This window comes from Fundicoccus sp. Sow4_F4, assembly GCF_052116145.1.
Lineage (GTDB): Bacteria > Bacillota > Bacilli > Lactobacillales > Aerococcaceae > Fundicoccus.
This window is the reverse complement of record NZ_JBQKLQ010000003.1, coordinates 12,810-30,893: the sequence shown is the minus strand read 5'-3', so window position 1 is coordinate 30,893 and position 18,084 is coordinate 12,810. Positions and strand designations below refer to the sequence as shown.

Below are 18,084 nucleotides of genomic sequence, written 5' to 3'. Positions count from 1 at the left end.
ATCTTTTGGGGGAAACAGATTCAGACAGAACGTGGTAAAATAAGGGGACAGTTTATAAAAGACAAAGAATCATAATTCATTGGACAAAATAGCTAAGTCAAATAGTTGGCTAGATAAAGGGGTTTTCGTATGAAGGAAAAAATAGCGGTGATTGGGATGGGCGTCAGTGGAGCAGGTGTCTTATTGGCGTATGCCAAGGAGTTGCCGCATTATCCGGCGGCTGAAGTGGAATTGGTATGTTTCGACTCGTCTGAAAGTTTTGGGCGAGGCAAGCCCTTTCGCGAGCAGTCGGTACACGCTTTGAATAATTCGCGGAGTCATACGATTAGTTATGATTTTGAAGACGAAGAGGATTTCGTTAATTGGTTAAAGATAGAAGGTCTGGAAGTACCGGAGTTTACCAGTCGCAAATTATTTGGCGATTATTTGAATGCTCGCACGCAAGCATTAGTCAGTGAGTTAGGAGCAAGCGTCATCGAGACGAAAGTGACGGCTGTCAAATGGTTGCCGGCTAGTCGCCAATGGCAGCTTCAGTTGTCGGCTGATGCCGATGGGCTTGAAGACGTTCGGGCTGAGGATTTGCTTTTTGACCGCCTGCATTTGTGTTGCGGCGAATTGCCGGCAGCTGATTATTATGACTTAAAAGGTCAGCCACATTATATTCATGAGCCCTATCCTCTAGCAGCCTTGAAGGAAGGGCCGAAGCCGGGCGACTCGGTGGCGGTGATTGGGACAGGCTTGTCGGCTTTGGACGTTTACAAATACCTATATGATGAATTGGGGATTCGCGAACTGAAGCTGTTTTCGCGTTCAAATTATTTTCCGAGCGTGCGGGGACAAGCGGACTCGCCTTATCAATGTAAGATTTTAACGGAAGAGAATGTGCGAGTATCTATCAAGCAGCAAGAGGGACGGTTTAGTTTTGAGAACTTCGAAACCTTATTGAAGGCGGAGTTGGCACAATTGGGGATTGATCTGACTTATTTTATAGAGACATTTTTTCGACGAGGAATCGAAGGGGTGTTAGTTTCCTACCATAATCCAGATCTAGTGAGTTTGATGCAACAGGTGATGTTGCAAGCGTCGATTATTCTAACGGAAGGTTGGGCGGCGATGAATGAAAGTGACCGCCAGCAATTTAATGAACGCTATGATAAGTTATTGGTTGCTTTTCGTAATCCGATGCCGCATGCTTCAGCGGTTGAATTATTAGAGGGCGTGAGAAATAAAGAGATTACTATCTTATGGGATGTGTCAATCATTGAAGCATGTCAAAGGCCAAGTGAGTTGACGCCAGAGGGGGTAGAGCCTTATTTTGTCCTCGGGCTGGGTGAGGGTGACGCGGATGTGGTGGTTGATTGGGTGGTGAATGCGACGGGCATGGATTTGGCGATGCGCGATCTTGAGGGCTATGATTTGCTGGAGCGTTTAGTCGATCAGCGTTTGGTGCAAGTCGATTCTGCGGGTGGTTTGAGTGTGAATTTTGAGTCGCTGAATCTGATTTCGCCGCGTTATGGTGAGTGGGCTAGTTTACATGGTCATGGGATGTTAGTGGGCGGTGCGATTTATCAGAATAATTCTACTTTTAAGATTCAAGGTCAGGCGCAACGGTTGGTGAGGCGTCTTTTAGCTCAGGCTGAAGTTTAATTTGGCTTAATATTTCACATTATCTTTAGAATCGATTATACTTGAATTAACAAGGTAAGTAAGAAAGGTGGAAAACATCATGATGATCGCACTAATTGGACTCGGAGTCCTGTTGATTTTAGCTTTTGCATGGATTTCAATTTATAATAGTCTTGTAAAACTTCGTACTTGGGCAGAAGGTAGCTTTAGTCAAATCGACGTTCAACTACAAAGACGTAATGACTTGATTCCTAATATCGTGGAAACGGTCAAAGGTTATGCAAGCCATGAACGTGAAACTCTTGAAGCTGTTGTCACTGCTCGTCAACAAATTGTGAACCTGCCGTCTGACGCTTCTCCTGAGCAAAAGAATGCCATGTCAAATGAGTTATCGGGTGCTCTTTCACGTTTACTAGCGGTTGCTGAGGCGTATCCAGATTTGAAGGCCAACACAAACTTCCAAGAACTTCAAAGAACTTTGGAAGATACAGAGAACAAAATTGCAACGTCGCGTCAATTGTATAACTCAAGTATTCAGCAATACAATGAACGTGTGCAAACTGTTCCTACAAATATTGTGGCGGGTGTTCATGGTTTTACAGTTAAACCTTATTTGGAAACACCAGATGCTGCTCGTCAAGCACCACAAGTTCAATTCTAAGCTTGGATTGTTTCTCGATTTGAATGGGACGTCAAAAGGATTATATCTGTAATGAATTAGAAGGCGCCAGTCCGTGGAAAGTGAGCGGGTTGGGGCTTTTTTTGGTTTGCTTGGGGCTGTTTGACGGCCACCAAAGTAAGCAGTGTAAAAGGCTAAAAGAAAAAACGTCAGCCACGATGGGTTTGACGATTTTACAAGGGCAGCAGCTAGCTTCTATCGACGTGAGCCTGGGCGAGTAACACTGCGGGTTTTCTTTGGGGGAAGAAGGAGAGGTTACACATTTAGAGTGAAATTAATTGCTGGTAGCAAAAGACGCAAGAAAGCTGGTTTAGGTTTGTGTATGACGCAAGGAAATTTACCTCGTTGCCTCCTCGACCTGCCGCCCACACGCGCATAAATGACGTTATCATGACATTATGGCGATATTCCCCACAAAGGACCTAGCTTCCTATATAATAGTATTGATGGGCGTTTACACTGTCGTTGAACTGTAATATATTTCCGTAGACAAGGTCTTTAAATTAGTCTTTAAAAAGAGTAAAATGAGGGCTAATGATAATTTGAGCTTTTTATGGGAATCATGACTCACAAAAATGACGCTTTTTTTTATGGGGGACTCATAAAGGAAGCGTCGCTCGATTTTTGCGGGGCGTCAGACGTGCTCAAAGCCAGATAGCTACACGCCAAGCTTTATAAAAGAAAGCATTAGTATTTACCAAGTAGCGATAGAAAAGCTGGTTTCAAACTGCCAGCTGGCTTAAGGCCCTATTGTATCCAGAGTGAAAGAGGAAGGAGGAAAGAAATGAGTCGAATTAACTTGTATGTGCATTACGATTCGGTAACGAACCATATTATGACGCGTGCAATTTCTTTACGGAGTTCGGATTTTAATGAGCAGTACATGCCGACCCATTTGATTTTAGGTGAAACGCCGCCGGAGTTTGGCCGTTATGATGCGCAGACGAACTTTAAAATTTTACGTGGCCAGACGGAAGTTTACGATTATATGGAAATTTGTCGTAAGGAGAATATTCGGATGTCCAATTGGGTTGATTTTGAGAGTATCGAGTTGATGCATCAATTATCGCCAACGGAAATTTCTGAGCTGTTGTATTTGTTTCATGCGCATAAGACGCTGAGATCAGCATTCTTCTATAAGTTACAGAATAACTATGTCTTTCTAACCTTGCCAAATGGTTTAAATAAGATGTATTATCGACACGTTACTCATTTCTATCCTCGTTTTCAACGAGTGATTCAAGAGGAGACGACTGAGCTTATGAATGAAAGAAAGTCGCGCTTTTTTGGACGTAAAGAAGTTGTCGCGAGTTTGCCGATGGAGGTAGTGGAGCAGTTGAGTCCTCTATTTGCGAGTGGTATTAAAATAAATTATTCGCAAGCTGAACAAAGAGAAAACAGCTGGCGAATTCCATTAATGATTATTGAAGATGAATTAACTCTTTTGTCACAAAATCAAGTCTTGAACGAGGCAGTCGGCAGCTTAGTTTATGACACACAGAGTAAAGAGTGGACGTTAGAGTTGCATGTTGACTTGGAAAGTTAGAATTGGGAGGATTAAAGAATGAAAATCACGCTATTATACGGAGGGCAAAGTGCCGAGCACGAAATTTCAATTATTTCTGCTCACAATATTTGCCAGGCAATTATGTACAAGTATTATCAAGTACAGCCGATTTATATTACAAAAGAAGGGCAATGGCTAAAAGCACCTTTGCTTGAACAGCCAAGCGACAGCGTGGAACAATTGACGCTTCAAGCAAGCGAGACGGCCTATTGGGCTCAATCATCTGATGAGACATCACGTGGCGTCGTGATTAACCCGGGCGCTATCAAAGTTGAGGACGAAGAGACAATCGTTTTTCCAATTTTACACGGTCCAAATGGTGAAGATGGCACGATTCAAGGCTTCCTTGAAGTGCTAGACGTTCCTTATGTAGGAGCGGGCGTTACGGCGAGTGCCAATGGTATGGATAAAATTATTAGCAAACGTTTATTTGACAACAGCAATATTCCACAAGTGCCTTATGTGGCTTTCGATCAAAGAGAGTGGCGCGAAAGTTCTGAGGAATGGATTCAGAAATGTGAAGGCAGCTTGTTATATCCATTATTTGTCAAACCCGCTAATATGGGCTCAAGTGTTGGCATTAATAAAGTACATGACCGTGAGCAATTGGCGGCAGCCATCGAAACAGCTCTTCGTTTTGACCGCCGGATTTTAGTGGAACAAGGGATTTCAGCCGATGAGTGTGAAGTCGCAGTTCTGGGGAATGATGACGCGCATGTCAGTTTAGTCGGCAAATTACTCAAAGAAGTGGATTTTTACGATTACAACGAAAAATATGTCAACAACAGTGTTCATAAGCAGATACCTGCTGACTTACCAGAAGCTGTTTCTGAGAAGATTCAAGAGTATGCGCTTCAAGCTTACCGTGCAATTGACGGCAGCGGCTTGTCACGTGTGGATTTCTTTGTCACAAGCAGCTACGACGTCTATATTAATGAAATCAATACTATGCCAGGTTTTACACCATACAGTATGTATCCAAGCTTGTGGCAAGCAACTGGCCTAGAAGCCCGCGATTTAATTGAAGAATTATTACAATTAGCACTGCGTCGCTACAATGCCAAGAAAGCCCTAAGATAATTAAAGAAAAAACAGGGAAAATAGCCTCACAGTGGAACGTACCCTATTTTGCCATTGTAGTGAGAGGGCTGTTTAATGGGCGAATAATAGAATGAATGAAAGATATTAGGTGGGAAAACGAATGAAAGCTATTAAGTTAATGGATGTTGTGAAACAGGTTCAAGCAATCGATTATACAGCTAAGGACCGATCGATTTCAGTTGAAAATGTTGAATTTGATGCGCGTCGTATTAAGCCAGGAGGCTTATTTATCCCCTTAGTTGGCGGAACGACAGACGGCCACAGTTATATTCAACAAGCGATTGATAATGGAGCAGTAGCGACATTATGGTCAGGCGACCAAGCAGAGGCACCTTCCGATCAATTAGCAGTCGTATTTGTTGATGATACATTGGAAGCTTTCCAAAAATTAGCCGCTTATTATCGCAAGCTAATTAATCCAGTAGTGATTGGGATTACTGGCAGTAACGGTAAAACGACAACCAAAGATATGACGGCTTCAACCTTGAAAGCCAAATACATCGTCCATAAAACAGAAGGTAATTATAATAACGAGATTGGCTTGCCCTATACTTTATTACATATGCCTGAAGACACACAAGTGTGTGTGGTTGAAATGGGAATGAGCGCTTTCGGTGAGATTGAATTATTATCCAAGATTGCTAAGCCAGATATCGCAGTCGTGACTTTAATTGGAGAAAGCCATCTTGAGTTTTTAGGCAGTCGTGCAGGGATTGCGCGAGCAAAGCTAGAAATTTTAAATGGTTTGAAGGAGAATGGCATCTTTATTTATCCAGCCAATGAAGCCTTGATTGAAACAGAAATGCCAGAGATTGAGTTTCCAATTTATATGCGCAGCTTTGGTTTCGATGAGCATGCGGATGTTTTTGCTTATAACTTGGTTGAAGAACCGGATAAAACCTATTTCAAAACCAATATTGACGAGAATGTCATCAGCATGATACCAGTGATTGGCGCTTATAATGTATCAAACGCGCTGATTGCTTTAAGTATTGCAGAAGTATTAGATGTGCCAAGTGAACAAGCAATTTTCCAATTGGCTCAATTTAAATTAACAGCCAACCGCCTACAATGGTTGAAAACCCATCAAGGGGCACGTTTACTAAATGATGCTTACAATGCGAGCCCAACGTCGATGCATGCGATTTTAACTACTTTATCAAATATTACGTTAGAAGGGGTCGAACGTAAAGTGGCTGTTTTAGGAGATATCCGTGAGTTGGGTAATGATAGCGAGCAGTTTCACCGTGAACTCAGCAGCTCAATTCATCCAGAAGCCATCGATAAAGTATACTTGTTTGGCCCTCAAATGGCTTACCTATATGAAGAGTTACAATCTAAATTTACGCTAGACCAACTCGTTTATATCGAAAGTAGACACGAAGAGTTGATTCAAGCATTAGAAGAAGATACCCGTCCTACCGATGTTTTACTTGTGAAATCAAGCTTCGGCGTTAATCTATTACAAGTTGTTACAGCTTTGACTGGACAAGTGACTAAATAATTGTTAAGATACAGTTCTATGTTTGATGGAAGTATTCAAACATGTTACACTATTATAGAAGTTAACAAAGTATCATTTAGTCATCCAATTATTAAAATTGCACCTTGACCGCATGACGCTCTACAAAGCCTTGGCTTAGTAGTCCTTTGTCATCGCGGTTTTTTCGTTGAGAGCGAAAGACCCTGCAGATTGTTTATCAATCATATTTTGCATTAAGTGGGTTGAATATTTGTATTAGAAGCGCGGAGATTGAGGCAGCATCTAGTACACGTCAGTTATGACTTTTGTCATAACCGTAAGCATCGAGTTGATGCATCACTCTCCTTGTGAGAGATATAGTCGGACTGAATCACACTTCTAATAACTTTTATTGTCGTAAATCAAAGAAAACACAGAAGAGGAAGAATAATATATTGAAATTTTCAGAATTAGCTATAAATAAAGACTTACTTAAATCCCTAACAGACATGGGCTTTGAGGAACCAACACCGATCCAACAACAATCAGTTCCTGTTGCATTAGAGGGCAAAGATTTAATCGGTCAAGCGCAAACAGGTACAGGTAAAACTGCTGCTTTTGGTTTGCCAATGTTAAATAAAATCGATAACAGTGAAAAATCTATTCAAGGTTTAGTCATTGCACCCACTCGTGAATTAGCCATTCAAGTACAAGAGGAGCTATTCCGTATTGGTAAAGAGCAAAGAGCTCGCGTTTACGTTGTTTACGGTGGTTCACCAATTGGTAAACAAATCGAACGTATCAAACGTAACCAACCACAAATCATCGTTGGTACGCCAGGTCGTCTATTAGACTTAATTAAACGTAAAGTCTTAAAATTAGACCAATTACAAACATTAGTATTAGACGAAGCAGACGAAATGTTAAACATGGGCTTCATCGAAGACATCAAGTCAATCGTTGAACAAACACCAGACACTCGTCAAACGTTATTATTCTCTGCAACAATGCCTCCGGCGATCAAAGCTTTAGGAAAACAATTCTTAAAAGAGCCTACGCATGTTAAAGTTGAAGCGAAACAAATGACAGCTGATTTAATTGAACAACACTTTGTTAAATGTCGTGATGACGAGAAATTCGACATCTTCACACGTTTATTAGATGTTCAAAACCCAACACAATCAATTGTGTTCTGTCGTACGAAAAAACGTGTTGACGAAGTCGGACACGGTTTATCGTTACGTGGTTTCAACGCTGAATTAATTCACGGTGACATCACGCAACAAAAACGTATGAGCGTTATCAACGCTTTCCGTCGTGGCGAAATTGAAATCTTAGTAGCAACTGACGTTGCTGCACGTGGATTAGATATTTCAGGCGTGACTCACGTTTACAACTACGATATTACTCAAGATCCAGAAAGCTATGTTCACCGTATCGGTCGTACGGGTCGTGCTGGTAAAGAAGGTATGTCAGTCACTTTCGTGACACCAAACGAAATGTCTTACTTACGTTCAATTGAGACAATGACCACTAAACAAATGAAACCTTTAGCGCCACCTTCTGATAAAGAAGCGCGTCAAGGACAACTACAACAATTAATCGACCAATTAAATGATAAATTAGCTTCAGAAGATATCGAAAACTTCCGTAACTCAGCTAAATTATTATTAAATCATTACGAAGTAAATGACTTAGTTTCTGCTTTATTAAGCGAAATCATCTCAGACAACTCTTCTGTAAATGTTCAAATCTCACCACAACGACCATTACCAGGATCTGGTGGCAAACAAGGTAATAACCGTTCACGCGGACGCAACAACCGCTCAGGTGGCGGTGGTGGAAAACGTTACGGCGACCGTGAAGGTCGTGGAAGCCGTGAAGGACGCTCAAGTCGTGATGGCCGCGGCAGTCGTGAAGGACGTACAGGAGCAAGCAGTAGCGAACGCCGTGACCGTCGTGATCGTCCAGACCGCGATAAACGTGCAAGCAGCAGTGATCGCCCAAACCGTGATAACCGCAAACAAACTGCAAGCAAAACAAACAAAAGTTTTTCAATCAAAAAAAATAAAGACAACTAATTTTTAATTATTTGAAAGGGTGACGGTGAAATGCGCGTAGGTACCGATATTATTGAAATCGATCGAATCCGACAAGCCGTTGAACGTCAACCGCGTTTTCCTGAAAAAGTGTTAACAGCCGCTGAATTGAAATTGTATGAGGCCTTCCGTGAGGAGCGCCGCATGAGTTTCCTCGCTGGCCGTTTTAGCGTCAAAGAAGCTTACGGTAAAGCGATGGGGACCGGCATTGGCCGTATCAGTTTTACAGATATCTCGATTCTACCTAATGATATGGGGGCGCCTATCTTGGTGTCAGCACCATTAGTTGATAATGTTCACTTATCGATCAGTCATAGTCGAGATTACGCAACAGCGACGGTGATAGTAGACTTACTAGAGGAAGCGATTGAAACAGCTCTGCAAGAATTTTTCGAAAACAAATATAATTAATTTAGCGTCAATTAAAGCAGTCACCTCGAGTGACTGCTTTATTTATTTGACTAGAAGTTGTAAAATGAATAACAGTAAAGATTCATATTAATAGATGGAAATAGAATACGAGGAGATAAATTCATGTTTGAACCTAGTGAACATCGTCCAACCGAGGCGATTGTCGATTTAAATGCGATTCAACACAATGTGCGTGTTATGTTAGATTTAATGGACGAAGACCAAAAACTTTATGCAGTTGTTAAAGCTAATGGCTACGGACATGGGGCCCCGCAAGTGGCTGAAGCGGCTTTAGCTGCAGGAGCCAAAGGCTTGGCTGTTGCAACGGTAGACGAAGCGATTGAATTACGACAACACGGTCATCGTTTTGTCCCGATTTTAGTGATGGGCTTAACTGATCCACGTGGGATTGCAGAAATTATTTACTACAATTTAACAGTCACAGTCAGTGGCTTGGATTTCTTCGAGAAGGCTTATCAACAATTAGCAGAAACTAACCATCTGTCAATTTTAGACGATGCTAACTTACGTTTCCATTTGAAATTAGACACAGGCATGGGGCGCATCGGCTTAACGACTGTAGAGGAAATTACAGCTTTTGCCGATGCAGTCAGCGAGATAGCTTGGTTGGACTGGGAAGGCGTCTTCACTCACTTTGCAACAGCAGGTGGCGGACCAGAAGACTATATCGATTATCAATGGGAACAGTGGTTAAAGCTATCAGCGGCCGTACCGGAAAACGTGAAGGTTCGTCATTATGCGAACTCAGCTATGGGTTTATGGTATCCACGTGAACCTAAGTCAGATATTGTTCGCTATGGTATTGCGATGTATGGTGTGGATCCTAAAGACCAGTTGCCATCGGCAACGAAAGTGAGTTTAAAACCAGTTCTTTCGATTGTTTCTGAAATCGTTCATGTAAAGAAAGTTCCAGCGGGCAAACATATTAGCTATGGTGCGACCTACTGTGCAGATGAAGACCAATGGATCGCCACTGTACCAATCGGCTATGCTGATGGTTGGTTACGTCGTTTTAAAGACACACCTGTCCTTGTAGACGGCCAAGCCTGTCCGGTTGTCGGCACAATCAACATGGATCAATTAATGGTTCACTTACCTGCTGAATACCCAATTGGTACGACAGTTACTTTATTAGGCCAAGACGGCGCTCTGGAGAACCATGTGTCGAATCTTGCTAAAGTCACTGATACAATCGGTTACGAGATTCTATGTGGCATCGGTGGGCGTGTCCCACGTATTTATTTAACTGACGAAACTTAAGCAGTATTTGGTTTTGGCGAGTAGGTGCTAACTGGTGAGTTAAGCTAGCGATAAAGCTATTACAGATTAACTATGAAGGTAAGTGCCGAGCGGTTCGAAAGAATCTGCTTGGCGCTTATTTTTTTAGCGCAAAGATTATCGATGTTTCATTGGGAATCATTTGCTTGGCGACCTTGGGTTGATGGGGTTAACGCCACATGGCTATTTAGCGACCTTGGATTTGCGGGGTTAATACCACGTGTTTTTTTAGCGACGTTGAATTGGCAGGGTTAACACCACGTGTTTTTTTAGCGACGTTGAATTAGCAGGGTTAACACCACGTGGTTTTTTATCGACGTTGAGTTGGCAGGTTTAACCCCACGTGTTTTTTTAGCGACGTTGAATTAGCAGGGTTAACCCCACGTGTTTTTTTAGCGACGTTGAATTAGCAGGGTTAACCCCACGTGGTTTTTTATCGACGTTGAGTTGGCGGGTTTAACCCCACGTGGTTTTTCAGCGACGTTGAATTAGCAGGGTTAACCCCACGTGGTTTTTTAGCGACATTGAATTAACGGGGTTAACCCCACGTGTTTTTTTAGCGACGTTGAATTGGCGGGTTTAACCCCACGTGATTTTTTAGCGACGTTGAATTAGCGGGTTTAACCCCACGTGGTTTTTTAGCGACATTGAATTGGCAGGGTTAACACCACCTGGTTTTTTAGCGACGTTGAATTAGCAGAGTTAACCCCACGTGGTTTTTTAGCGAGGTTGAATTAGCAAGGTTAACCCCACGTGGTTTTTCAGCGACGTTGAATTAGCGGGTTTAACCCCACGTGGTTTTTTAGCGACGTTGAATTACCAGGGTTAACCCCACGTGTTTTTTTAGCGACGTTGAATTAGCGGGTTTAACCCCACGTGGTTTTTAAGTGACAGGGCTAATGCCATGTGCTTACAGAATGGCGTGCAGTTAGCCTTTCAGTCCCAAACTCGTATAATTTTGAGCCATCTATTTAACCATCAATACCAGCGGAGTCATTCACCTGCGGTTCACGACGATTTTATAAAGAGCCAGTGCTTTTATATAAATAGTCACGAACGTAGTGAAGTGACACCGCCTTTCTTTTTTGCAAGATGGTCGCGTGGTTATAAGTGGACTAACAGCGTACTATCATAGAGGGTTTAGATGTCTCAATTTCACCGACACATCGACTTACTTGCCCAAAAGGATGTGGAATCAAGTATAATAGAATAGAAGACTGGCCAATAGAACGATCATAAGTCTGAGAAGAAAGGAGGTAGATTATGTTAGAAATTTATGGAATGACTTTAGGACCGATTCAAGAAAATACTTATGTCCTAGTGGACCAAGAAAGCCATCAGGCATTGATTTTTGATCCAGGTGATGAGGCAGAGCGCGTGATTTCATGGATACGCAAGCAAGGGTTAGAGCCTTTAGCGATTCTGTTGACGCACACTCATTCAGATCATATCGGCGCGCTTGATGAAGTGCGTGAGGCATTTAACATCGAAGTATACGTACACGAGAACGAAGCGACTTGGTTAGCAGATCCAGAGAAAAACTTGTCAGCAATCCAACCTTTTGGTGAGGTGCGCATGCGTGAAGCAGAAAATATTTGGACGGATAAAGATATGGGCATACAAACTATTGGACCCTTCAGTTTCAAAGTCGCACATGTTCCAGGGCACAGTCCAGGTCATGTGGTTTATATTTTCGAGGAGGCTCAAATCGTCGTAGTCGGAGATGCGGTATTCCAAGGCTCAATTGGCCGTACAGACTTACCAGGTGGGGATTATGCGACCTTAATGGGCGCTATTGCGCGTGAAATTTTAGTATTACCTGATGCTTATCAACTATTTCCAGGCCATGGGGGATTGACAACAGTAGGTGCTGAAAAGGCGAGCAATCCATTCTTTGACGTCTTTCGTCGCTAGAAGTGATTAAATTTCTGTAAGCATAAATAGTAGAAGAAAAAAACACGATTCTCTTTATGTCCTGGCGGCAATTTTTTCGTCCAGAATATAAAGTTATCGTGTTTTTCACCCGTAATATGGCGATTATTTTCTAAAAAAACGTACCGTTAGATGACAGGTTCTCTTAGCGTTCACTCGGAACGTGTGGCGTGATGACAAGTTCTTTTAGCCATCCTCAAAGCAAAATGAACCTCTGAGTGCTCACCTATCAGTAAGTGAGCACTCAAAAGCTTCAAATTTGTGTCATTATGGCACTAGCTGACTGACAATCGGCAGGATGTTCATATCCTTGCCACACCATGGCGTGACAAGTCCTAATCAGGCCTGTATCTTATATAGTCTATTTCACTCGGTAGTGACGTGTTTGATAGCCGCGCTTATTTAAGTCACGCACTAAAGCGTTCAGTTTGATTTGATCTAAGTCGTTTGGTAAAACGAAATTGATACTAGCGTAAGTGTTCGTGTCTGCTTCATCTAGGGTCATCAAAGAATTAATCTCTGAGTAGCGGTGGATAATTTTGAGTAGGCGTTCGTACTCGCCTTTTTTACCAATCGTGCGAACATTAATAACATGACCTGCTGTTTGCATGGACCATGCTTGAGCAAAGTAACGTGTCATAGCGTTGTGACTAATGGTTCCTAAGAAAGTATTCTGCTCATTAAGCACGGCTATATAAGGTAAGTCGGACATTGCAAAAAACAGACCATAAATCGAATCGGTATCATGCACTATTTTAGTAGTGTTCTTTAGGAAATGAGTGACCGGGATTTTATTTAAGTCTGCCTCTGGATTGTTAAATTTATATTGGTAAATGTGATAACGGTAAATATTACCGCGAAATAATGTGTTGCTCCCATCAAGGACTGGAGCCAAGCGTGCTCCTTCTTTTTCGAGAATTGCGACCGCATCTGCGCAATTCATGGTCTCGGGGATGCATGTTAAATGATTCTTATGGATCAAGAGTTCATTAATCATTTAAGAAACTGCTCCTTTAATATCTATTCTTCTAGCGTTCTTATTTTAACAAAGAATTAACGCAGAAGCAATGTTTTCTCATTGTTTTTTAATGTAAAATTCGCTTAAGACGCTAAAGAATCGTCAATAAAGTGAATAAGTTGAAAGAAATTGCACAATCTTATTGCTTTTTGTCAATATATTTTTTATATTTAAAGTAGTAACTTTTTTTAAAAATATAACTTTATCACAAGGGAGAGAAAAATATCATGGACTCCTCGGGGAATTCATTATTGGGTCAACTATTAATAATATTCATATTAACCTTAATTAACGCCTTTTTCGCATCAGCGGAATTAGCGTTTGTATCTGTCAATCAATCTAAAATGCGTGGCTTAGCTGAAGAAGGAAACAAAAAAGCTTTAAGAGTTTTAGACCTACTTGAAAAGTCAGATGACTTCTTGTCAACCATTCAAGTAGCAATCACCTTAGCGGGTTTCCTATCGAGTGCTTCTGCATCAGCAAGTTTTGCAAGTTTAATTGCAGACTGGTTACCGACCTTTCCCGGAGCAGAACAAGCAGCGATTATAATCGTAACGCTTATTCTATCATATGTGACACTCGTCTTTGGTGAACTTTATCCAAAACAATTGGCTCTACAAATGCCTGACGAAATTGCCATGGCAACAAGTGGGGTCATTAAAATTGTCCAAAAACTATTCAGACCATTCGTCAAATTATTATCATTTTCGATTGGTCTATTGAAAAAAATCACGCCAATTGACTTTACCGCTAGAGAAGAAAGTTTCACACGTGATGAAATGAAAGTCTTGTTAGCAGAAACACGTAAAAGTGGCGCAATCGATGTTGCAGAATTTTCAATGTTACAAGGGGTCTTATCATTAGATTCTAAATTAGCTCGTGAGGTAATGGTCCCGCGAACTGATACCCAAATGGTCGATATCGAAGATAATTACGATGAGATTATGCACGAATTACTAACCAGTCCATTCTCGAGAATACCGATTTACCGTGAAGACAAAGATAATGTAATCAGCGTCATCCATGTCAAAAGTTTATTGAAAGCTGCGCGTGAAGAAGGTTTCGAGAATATTGATTTACTGTCTATTTCAAGCGAACCCTTATTTGTTCCTTCAACCATTTATATTGATGACTTATTGGTTGAATTTAAACGAGAACAAACCCATATGGCGATCTTACGCGATGAATATGGTGGTGTAGAAGGAATTGTAACCTTAGAAGACTTAATTGAAGAGATTGTCGGAGACATCGAAGATGAAACGGATGTGAACTCATCTAGCTCGGTTCGTAAGATTGATGACAATAACTATTACATTAAAGGTGGTACACCGATCGATAAGTTTAATCAATACTTTCAACTCGATTTGGAATCAGACGAAGTCGATACGATGGCAGGGCTGATCATCGAACATATCGGCTATATGCCGGACGATGACGAGAAGGTGTCTGTTCGAGCGCAAGAGTATGTCTTAACGACGAGCCATGTCGAAAACGGCCGAATACGTGGGATTCATGTGGCTCACGACGAAGAACGAGCGCTTCATACGGAATTTGACTTCAGTGATGAAGACATGAGCATGTATGATCAATTAAATCTGATTGAAGATGAGGAAGATTAATAGCCCAATCAGTCAGTACCCAATCAAATAAACAAGGCAGAGTGAACATCAGAAACGACAGTCTCTAATGTTCACTTTTTTAATACCACACTAACAGATAACAAAAAAAGGAACGACAGTAAGAAGGAGAATATAAAACATGTTAAACGAAATGATGCATCGCCCAGTCGTGATGCCAGAATTAGTCGAATTTATGCGAAATGGTCAACAGAAATTCCCAGGCGTCTTGGGAGAAATTGAAGCCTATGCGAATGAATTGGGAATTCCAGTCATTCCGCACGAAACAGCCAAGTTTATTGACTTTTTCTGTGCCACTGTTGAACCAAAAGATATTCTAGAAATCGGAACGGCAATTGGTTTTTCAGCCAGTTTAATGGCGCAACATTTACAAACAGACGGCCACTTAACGACGATTGACCGTTATGCCAAAATGTATGAACGAGCCAAAGCTAACTTCAAGCGTATGGGCTTAGAAGAAAGAGTGACACTAATTGAAGGGGACGCTGCGGATGTGTTACCAACATTAGAAGCGGCGGCATACGATTTAATTTTCATGGACAGTGCCAAAGCGAAGTACATTGAGTTTTACCCACAATGCCTACGGGTCTTAAAAACAGGAGGCGTCTTAATTATTGATGATGTTTTCCAAGCGGGGACAATTCTAGAAGACGAAAAGAATATTCCAAAGCGTGTCAGAACCATTCACCGCAAGCTGAATGAATTAATGGATACGGTCTTAAATGACCCCATCCACCGTTCATGTTTAGTACCTTTAGGCGATGGTTTATTAATGGTAAGAAAGGAAGTGGGTCAAGATGACGCATAAAGATATTAAGCTAGTAGCCATTGATTTAGATGGTACCTTGTTAACGGATGATAAACAATTACCTCAAGCGAATATTGACGCCATTCACCAAGCGATTCAAGCAGGTGTTCAAGTCGTTATTTGTACCGGTCGAACGTTACCGGGTGTGCGTGAGATTATGGCGCAGTTACCATTTGATGGCGAAGATGATTTTCTGATTCTTCAAAACGGTTCTGTGACTCACCGCTTGCACGACCTTGAAATTGTTGACCAAGTGACTTTATCTAGAGAAGCGCGTGAAGTTTTAATGGATTTTGCACGTGTTTTTGATGAAGAAGGGGCTCAATTAGTTGCCTTTGACCAAGAAGGCATGATGCTCGTTAGTCAATATGAAGCCAACAAGCTTGTCGTTAGTGACTCAAAAGCGTTGAGCACACCCATTACACCTTTCACGGCCGATGAGTTTTTAGCTTTCGAAAGCTTTAATAAAGCCATGGTTTTAGCTGAACCAGAGATTCTTGATGCACTGAAGGATCGTCTGCCAAGCGAGTTGTTTGAACATTATTCGACGGTTCGTAGTCAACCAATTATTGCAGAGTTTCTAGTGAAGGGCGTATCGAAAGCGTCGAGCTTGAAAAATTTAGCTAAGCGTTTAGATATCGAAGCCGAGCATGTGATGGCCATTGGAGACCAGCTGAATGATTTAGAGATGATTCAATGGGCTGGCCTTGGTGTTGCCATGGGCAATGCCGTCGCTCGCATTAAAGAGGTTGCCGATGTGGTGACTGGATCCAATGAGGATGCGGGTGTTGCTCAAGCGATTGAAAAGCATATTCTATCAAAGGGAAAAGCTTAATAGAATATTTATAGATTCTTCATAATTGTATGCTAAAATGCTTATTTGAATAGGAAAAAAATACACGGTGGTGGAAATATGAAAAAAGCACTAATTATTGTGCTCTTAACGATTGTAGTCCTTGGGCTCGGTTATGGCGCTGGTATCGGCTTTTACGCTGAAAAGTTTCAGGCGAACACGAGTTTTGGGAATATTGATATTAGTAATTTATCTTTGGCTGAGGCGCAAGAGCGGATTGAAGCAGACATTAATCAACAAACTGTAACGATTACAGAAAACGGTAAGGGATTAGGGACGTTTTCAATGGCTGATTTGAATGCTCAAGTGAATACGCAAGCTTTCTTGGAAGCTTCATATAATAATCAAGATCCGATGCTTTGGTTGACGGGTTTCTTCGATTCGGTTGAGTACGATAATGTGTTAATGAATCACATTCGTATTGATGATCTTGCAATTGAAAATGCTTTAGCTGAGGTTGGAATCTCGAATGAAGGGCGAATTATTGCTCAAGATGCTTATATTGATTACGGTGAAGGACGCGGTTATTTCGTGGTACCTGAGGAAACCGGTACTCAGTTAGATATCGAGAAGATTAAGGAGTTAGTTGTGTCGGGTATTCAGAGTGGGTCTTCGACTATTGAAATCAACGAGAGCTATCTGCAACCTGAAGTAACAACTGAAGATGAGAAAATCACGTCGGTAATGAATCAGATTGATCAAGTATCGAACACGAAAATTACGCTAACGATTGCCGGAAAAGAAGAAGTGATTGCGAAAGAAACTGTTTTGGAGTGGATGTATTTCGATAGTAATAACGAAGTAGTCTTCGATCAGAATATGATTTACGAATGGCTCGGTACTTTAAATGAAAAGTATGCGACGTTCGATGATGTTCGTCAGTTCTCAAGTACCCTTCAAGGAACGGTTGAAGTGCCTGCAGGAACGTTAGGTTGGTCGATTGACCGCGAAACTGAAACACAAAACATTGCAGCCGATTTATATGCTGGAGTCGATGTAACGCGTGAACCTGCTATTGTAGGGACGGGTTATGCAAACTCTTTAGAAGGTGAAAGTGATATCGGCAATAGTTATGTTGAAGTCGATATGACAAACCAAATGATGTATGTTTACGTGGATGGTGCACGAGTGATAGAAACACCAATCGTTACAGGTCAAATAGGTACCTCTACGGTTGCAGGCGCCTATTCAGTCTGGAACAAAGAAACAGATACAGATTTAAAAGGCTTTAATGCTCATACAGGTGTTGATTATGTACAACCCGTTTCTTTCTGGATTCCTTTTGACGATACGGGTCAAGGGATTCACGATGCCAATTGGCAACCAGCCTTTGGTGGAGAGGTTTATAAAACCAGTGGTTCTCTAGGCTGTATCAACACGCCACCAGGTGTAATGCCACAAGTGTTTGAACATGTCACATTGGGTATGCCAGTAATTGTCTTCTCTTAAGAGCGGCATGTAATGGTTTATGAGTTGGTGTGAAGCGGCTGGCTGTTGCTAGGCTTGAAAGTCGAGCGTCATGGACCGGCCTCTAGCGCCAATTTAAAAAGAATAGTAGACAGAGGTCTGGACCATAACCGTTTAGGTTAGGC

General features: G+C 41.7%; 14 protein-coding genes. 13 read left to right on the top strand and 1 reads right to left on the bottom strand.

All coding sequences use genetic code 11. The features are described 5' to 3' along the window. Nucleotides 1-129 precede the first annotated feature (129 nt). From ACTQ5J_RS05790 to ACTQ5J_RS05750, 9 genes are all read left to right on the top strand, one after another. Nucleotides 130-1,647 carry an FAD/NAD(P)-binding protein gene (locus tag ACTQ5J_RS05790; protein WP_441751385.1) on the top strand — a complete coding sequence of 506 codons (1,518 nt, stop codon included), beginning with the start codon at nucleotides 130-132 and terminating at the stop codon, nucleotides 1,645-1,647. A gap of 82 nt (nucleotides 1,648-1,729) precedes the next feature. Then, entirely contained in the window at nucleotides 1,730-2,287 is a 558-nt protein-coding gene (locus tag ACTQ5J_RS05785) for a LemA family protein (RefSeq protein WP_441751806.1), read from the top strand. Nucleotides 2,288-3,089: 802 nt separating this feature from the next. Next, nucleotides 3,090-3,851 (top strand): hypothetical protein, encoded by a 762-nt coding sequence (locus ACTQ5J_RS05780; protein WP_441751383.1) that lies wholly within the window; start codon nucleotides 3,090-3,092, stop codon nucleotides 3,849-3,851. A gap of 18 nt (nucleotides 3,852-3,869) precedes the next feature. After that, a complete protein-coding gene (locus tag ACTQ5J_RS05775; RefSeq protein ID WP_441751381.1) occupies nucleotides 3,870-4,952 on the top strand; it encodes a D-alanine--D-alanine ligase in 1,083 nt (360 codons plus the stop codon). Between the two features lie 121 nt (nucleotides 4,953-5,073). Continuing rightward, entirely contained in the window at nucleotides 5,074-6,477 is a 1,404-nt protein-coding gene (locus ACTQ5J_RS05770; RefSeq protein WP_441751379.1) for a UDP-N-acetylmuramoyl-tripeptide--D-alanyl-D-alanine ligase, read from the top strand. 413 nt (nucleotides 6,478-6,890) lie between these two features. Next, nucleotides 6,891-8,516 carry a DEAD/DEAH box helicase gene (locus ACTQ5J_RS05765; RefSeq protein WP_441751377.1) on the top strand — a complete coding sequence of 542 codons (1,626 nt, stop codon included), beginning with the start codon at nucleotides 6,891-6,893 and terminating at the stop codon, nucleotides 8,514-8,516. A gap of 30 nt (nucleotides 8,517-8,546) precedes the next feature. After that, complete coding sequence (gene acpS / locus ACTQ5J_RS05760; RefSeq protein ID WP_441751375.1) at nucleotides 8,547-8,945, top strand: holo-ACP synthase; 399 nt, start codon at nucleotides 8,547-8,549, stop codon at nucleotides 8,943-8,945. 123 nt (nucleotides 8,946-9,068) lie between these two features. Continuing rightward, complete coding sequence (alr, locus tag ACTQ5J_RS05755) at nucleotides 9,069-10,226, top strand: alanine racemase (RefSeq protein ID WP_441751373.1); 1,158 nt, start codon at nucleotides 9,069-9,071, stop codon at nucleotides 10,224-10,226. Nucleotides 10,227-11,507: 1,281 nt separating this feature from the next. After that, the gene (locus ACTQ5J_RS05750) at nucleotides 11,508-12,158 is read left to right on the top strand and encodes an MBL fold metallo-hydrolase (RefSeq protein WP_441751371.1); all 651 of its coding nucleotides are present in this window, start codon (nucleotides 11,508-11,510) and stop codon (nucleotides 12,156-12,158) included. A gap of 379 nt (nucleotides 12,159-12,537) precedes the next feature. Here ACTQ5J_RS05750 and cbpA read toward each other — a convergent pair whose 3' ends face one another. Next, complete coding sequence (gene cbpA / locus ACTQ5J_RS05745) at nucleotides 12,538-13,173, bottom strand: cyclic di-AMP binding protein CbpA (RefSeq protein WP_441751369.1); 636 nt, start codon at nucleotides 13,171-13,173, stop codon at nucleotides 12,538-12,540. A 248-nt stretch (nucleotides 13,174-13,421) separates the two neighbouring features. Here cbpA and ACTQ5J_RS05740 point away from each other — a divergent pair, with 248 nt between their 5' ends. The 4 genes from ACTQ5J_RS05740 (at nucleotide 13,422) to ACTQ5J_RS05725 (ending at nucleotide 17,941) form a co-directional block, all read left to right on the top strand. Next, nucleotides 13,422-14,813: a hemolysin family protein gene (locus tag ACTQ5J_RS05740; protein ID WP_441751367.1), complete on the top strand. Its 1,392-nt coding sequence runs from the start codon at nucleotides 13,422-13,424 to the stop codon at nucleotides 14,811-14,813. A gap of 139 nt (nucleotides 14,814-14,952) precedes the next feature. Then, nucleotides 14,953-15,639: an O-methyltransferase gene (locus ACTQ5J_RS05735; protein WP_441751365.1), complete on the top strand. Its 687-nt coding sequence runs from the start codon at nucleotides 14,953-14,955 to the stop codon at nucleotides 15,637-15,639. Further along, nucleotides 15,629-16,474 carry a Cof-type HAD-IIB family hydrolase gene (locus ACTQ5J_RS05730; RefSeq protein ID WP_441751363.1) on the top strand — a complete coding sequence of 282 codons (846 nt, stop codon included), beginning with the start codon at nucleotides 15,629-15,631 and terminating at the stop codon, nucleotides 16,472-16,474. The genes ACTQ5J_RS05735 and ACTQ5J_RS05730 overlap by 11 nt, the downstream gene beginning before the upstream one ends. 78 nt (nucleotides 16,475-16,552) lie before the next feature. Then, a complete protein-coding gene (locus ACTQ5J_RS05725) occupies nucleotides 16,553-17,941 on the top strand; it encodes a L,D-transpeptidase family protein (protein WP_441751362.1) in 1,389 nt (462 codons plus the stop codon). Nucleotides 17,942-18,084: the final 143 nt, after the last annotated feature.

Excerpts from the sequence above, each read along its gene's own strand:
- ACTQ5J_RS05790 (WP_441751385.1), top strand. The coding sequence starts at position 130 with ATGAAGGAAAAAATAGCGGTGATTGGGATGGGCGTCAGTGGAGCAGGT.
- ACTQ5J_RS05785 (WP_441751806.1), top strand. The coding sequence starts at position 1,730 with ATGATCGCACTAATTGGACTCGGAGTCCTGTTGATTTTAGCTTTTGCA.
- ACTQ5J_RS05780 (WP_441751383.1), top strand. The coding sequence starts at position 3,090 with ATGAGTCGAATTAACTTGTATGTGCATTACGATTCGGTAACGAACCAT.
- ACTQ5J_RS05775 (WP_441751381.1), top strand. The coding sequence starts at position 3,870 with ATGAAAATCACGCTATTATACGGAGGGCAAAGTGCCGAGCACGAAATT.
- ACTQ5J_RS05770 (WP_441751379.1), top strand. The coding sequence starts at position 5,074 with ATGAAAGCTATTAAGTTAATGGATGTTGTGAAACAGGTTCAAGCAATC.
- acpS (WP_441751375.1), top strand. The coding sequence starts at position 8,547 with ATGCGCGTAGGTACCGATATTATTGAAATCGATCGAATCCGACAAGCC.
- alr (WP_441751373.1), top strand. The coding sequence starts at position 9,069 with ATGTTTGAACCTAGTGAACATCGTCCAACCGAGGCGATTGTCGATTTA.
- ACTQ5J_RS05750 (WP_441751371.1), top strand. The coding sequence starts at position 11,508 with ATGTTAGAAATTTATGGAATGACTTTAGGACCGATTCAAGAAAATACT.
- cbpA (WP_441751369.1), bottom strand. The coding sequence starts at position 13,173 with ATGATTAATGAACTCTTGATCCATAAGAATCATTTAACATGCATCCCC.
- ACTQ5J_RS05740 (WP_441751367.1), top strand. The coding sequence starts at position 13,422 with ATGGACTCCTCGGGGAATTCATTATTGGGTCAACTATTAATAATATTC.
- ACTQ5J_RS05735 (WP_441751365.1), top strand. The coding sequence starts at position 14,953 with ATGTTAAACGAAATGATGCATCGCCCAGTCGTGATGCCAGAATTAGTC.
- ACTQ5J_RS05730 (WP_441751363.1), top strand. The coding sequence starts at position 15,629 with ATGACGCATAAAGATATTAAGCTAGTAGCCATTGATTTAGATGGTACC.
- ACTQ5J_RS05725 (WP_441751362.1), top strand. The coding sequence starts at position 16,553 with ATGAAAAAAGCACTAATTATTGTGCTCTTAACGATTGTAGTCCTTGGG.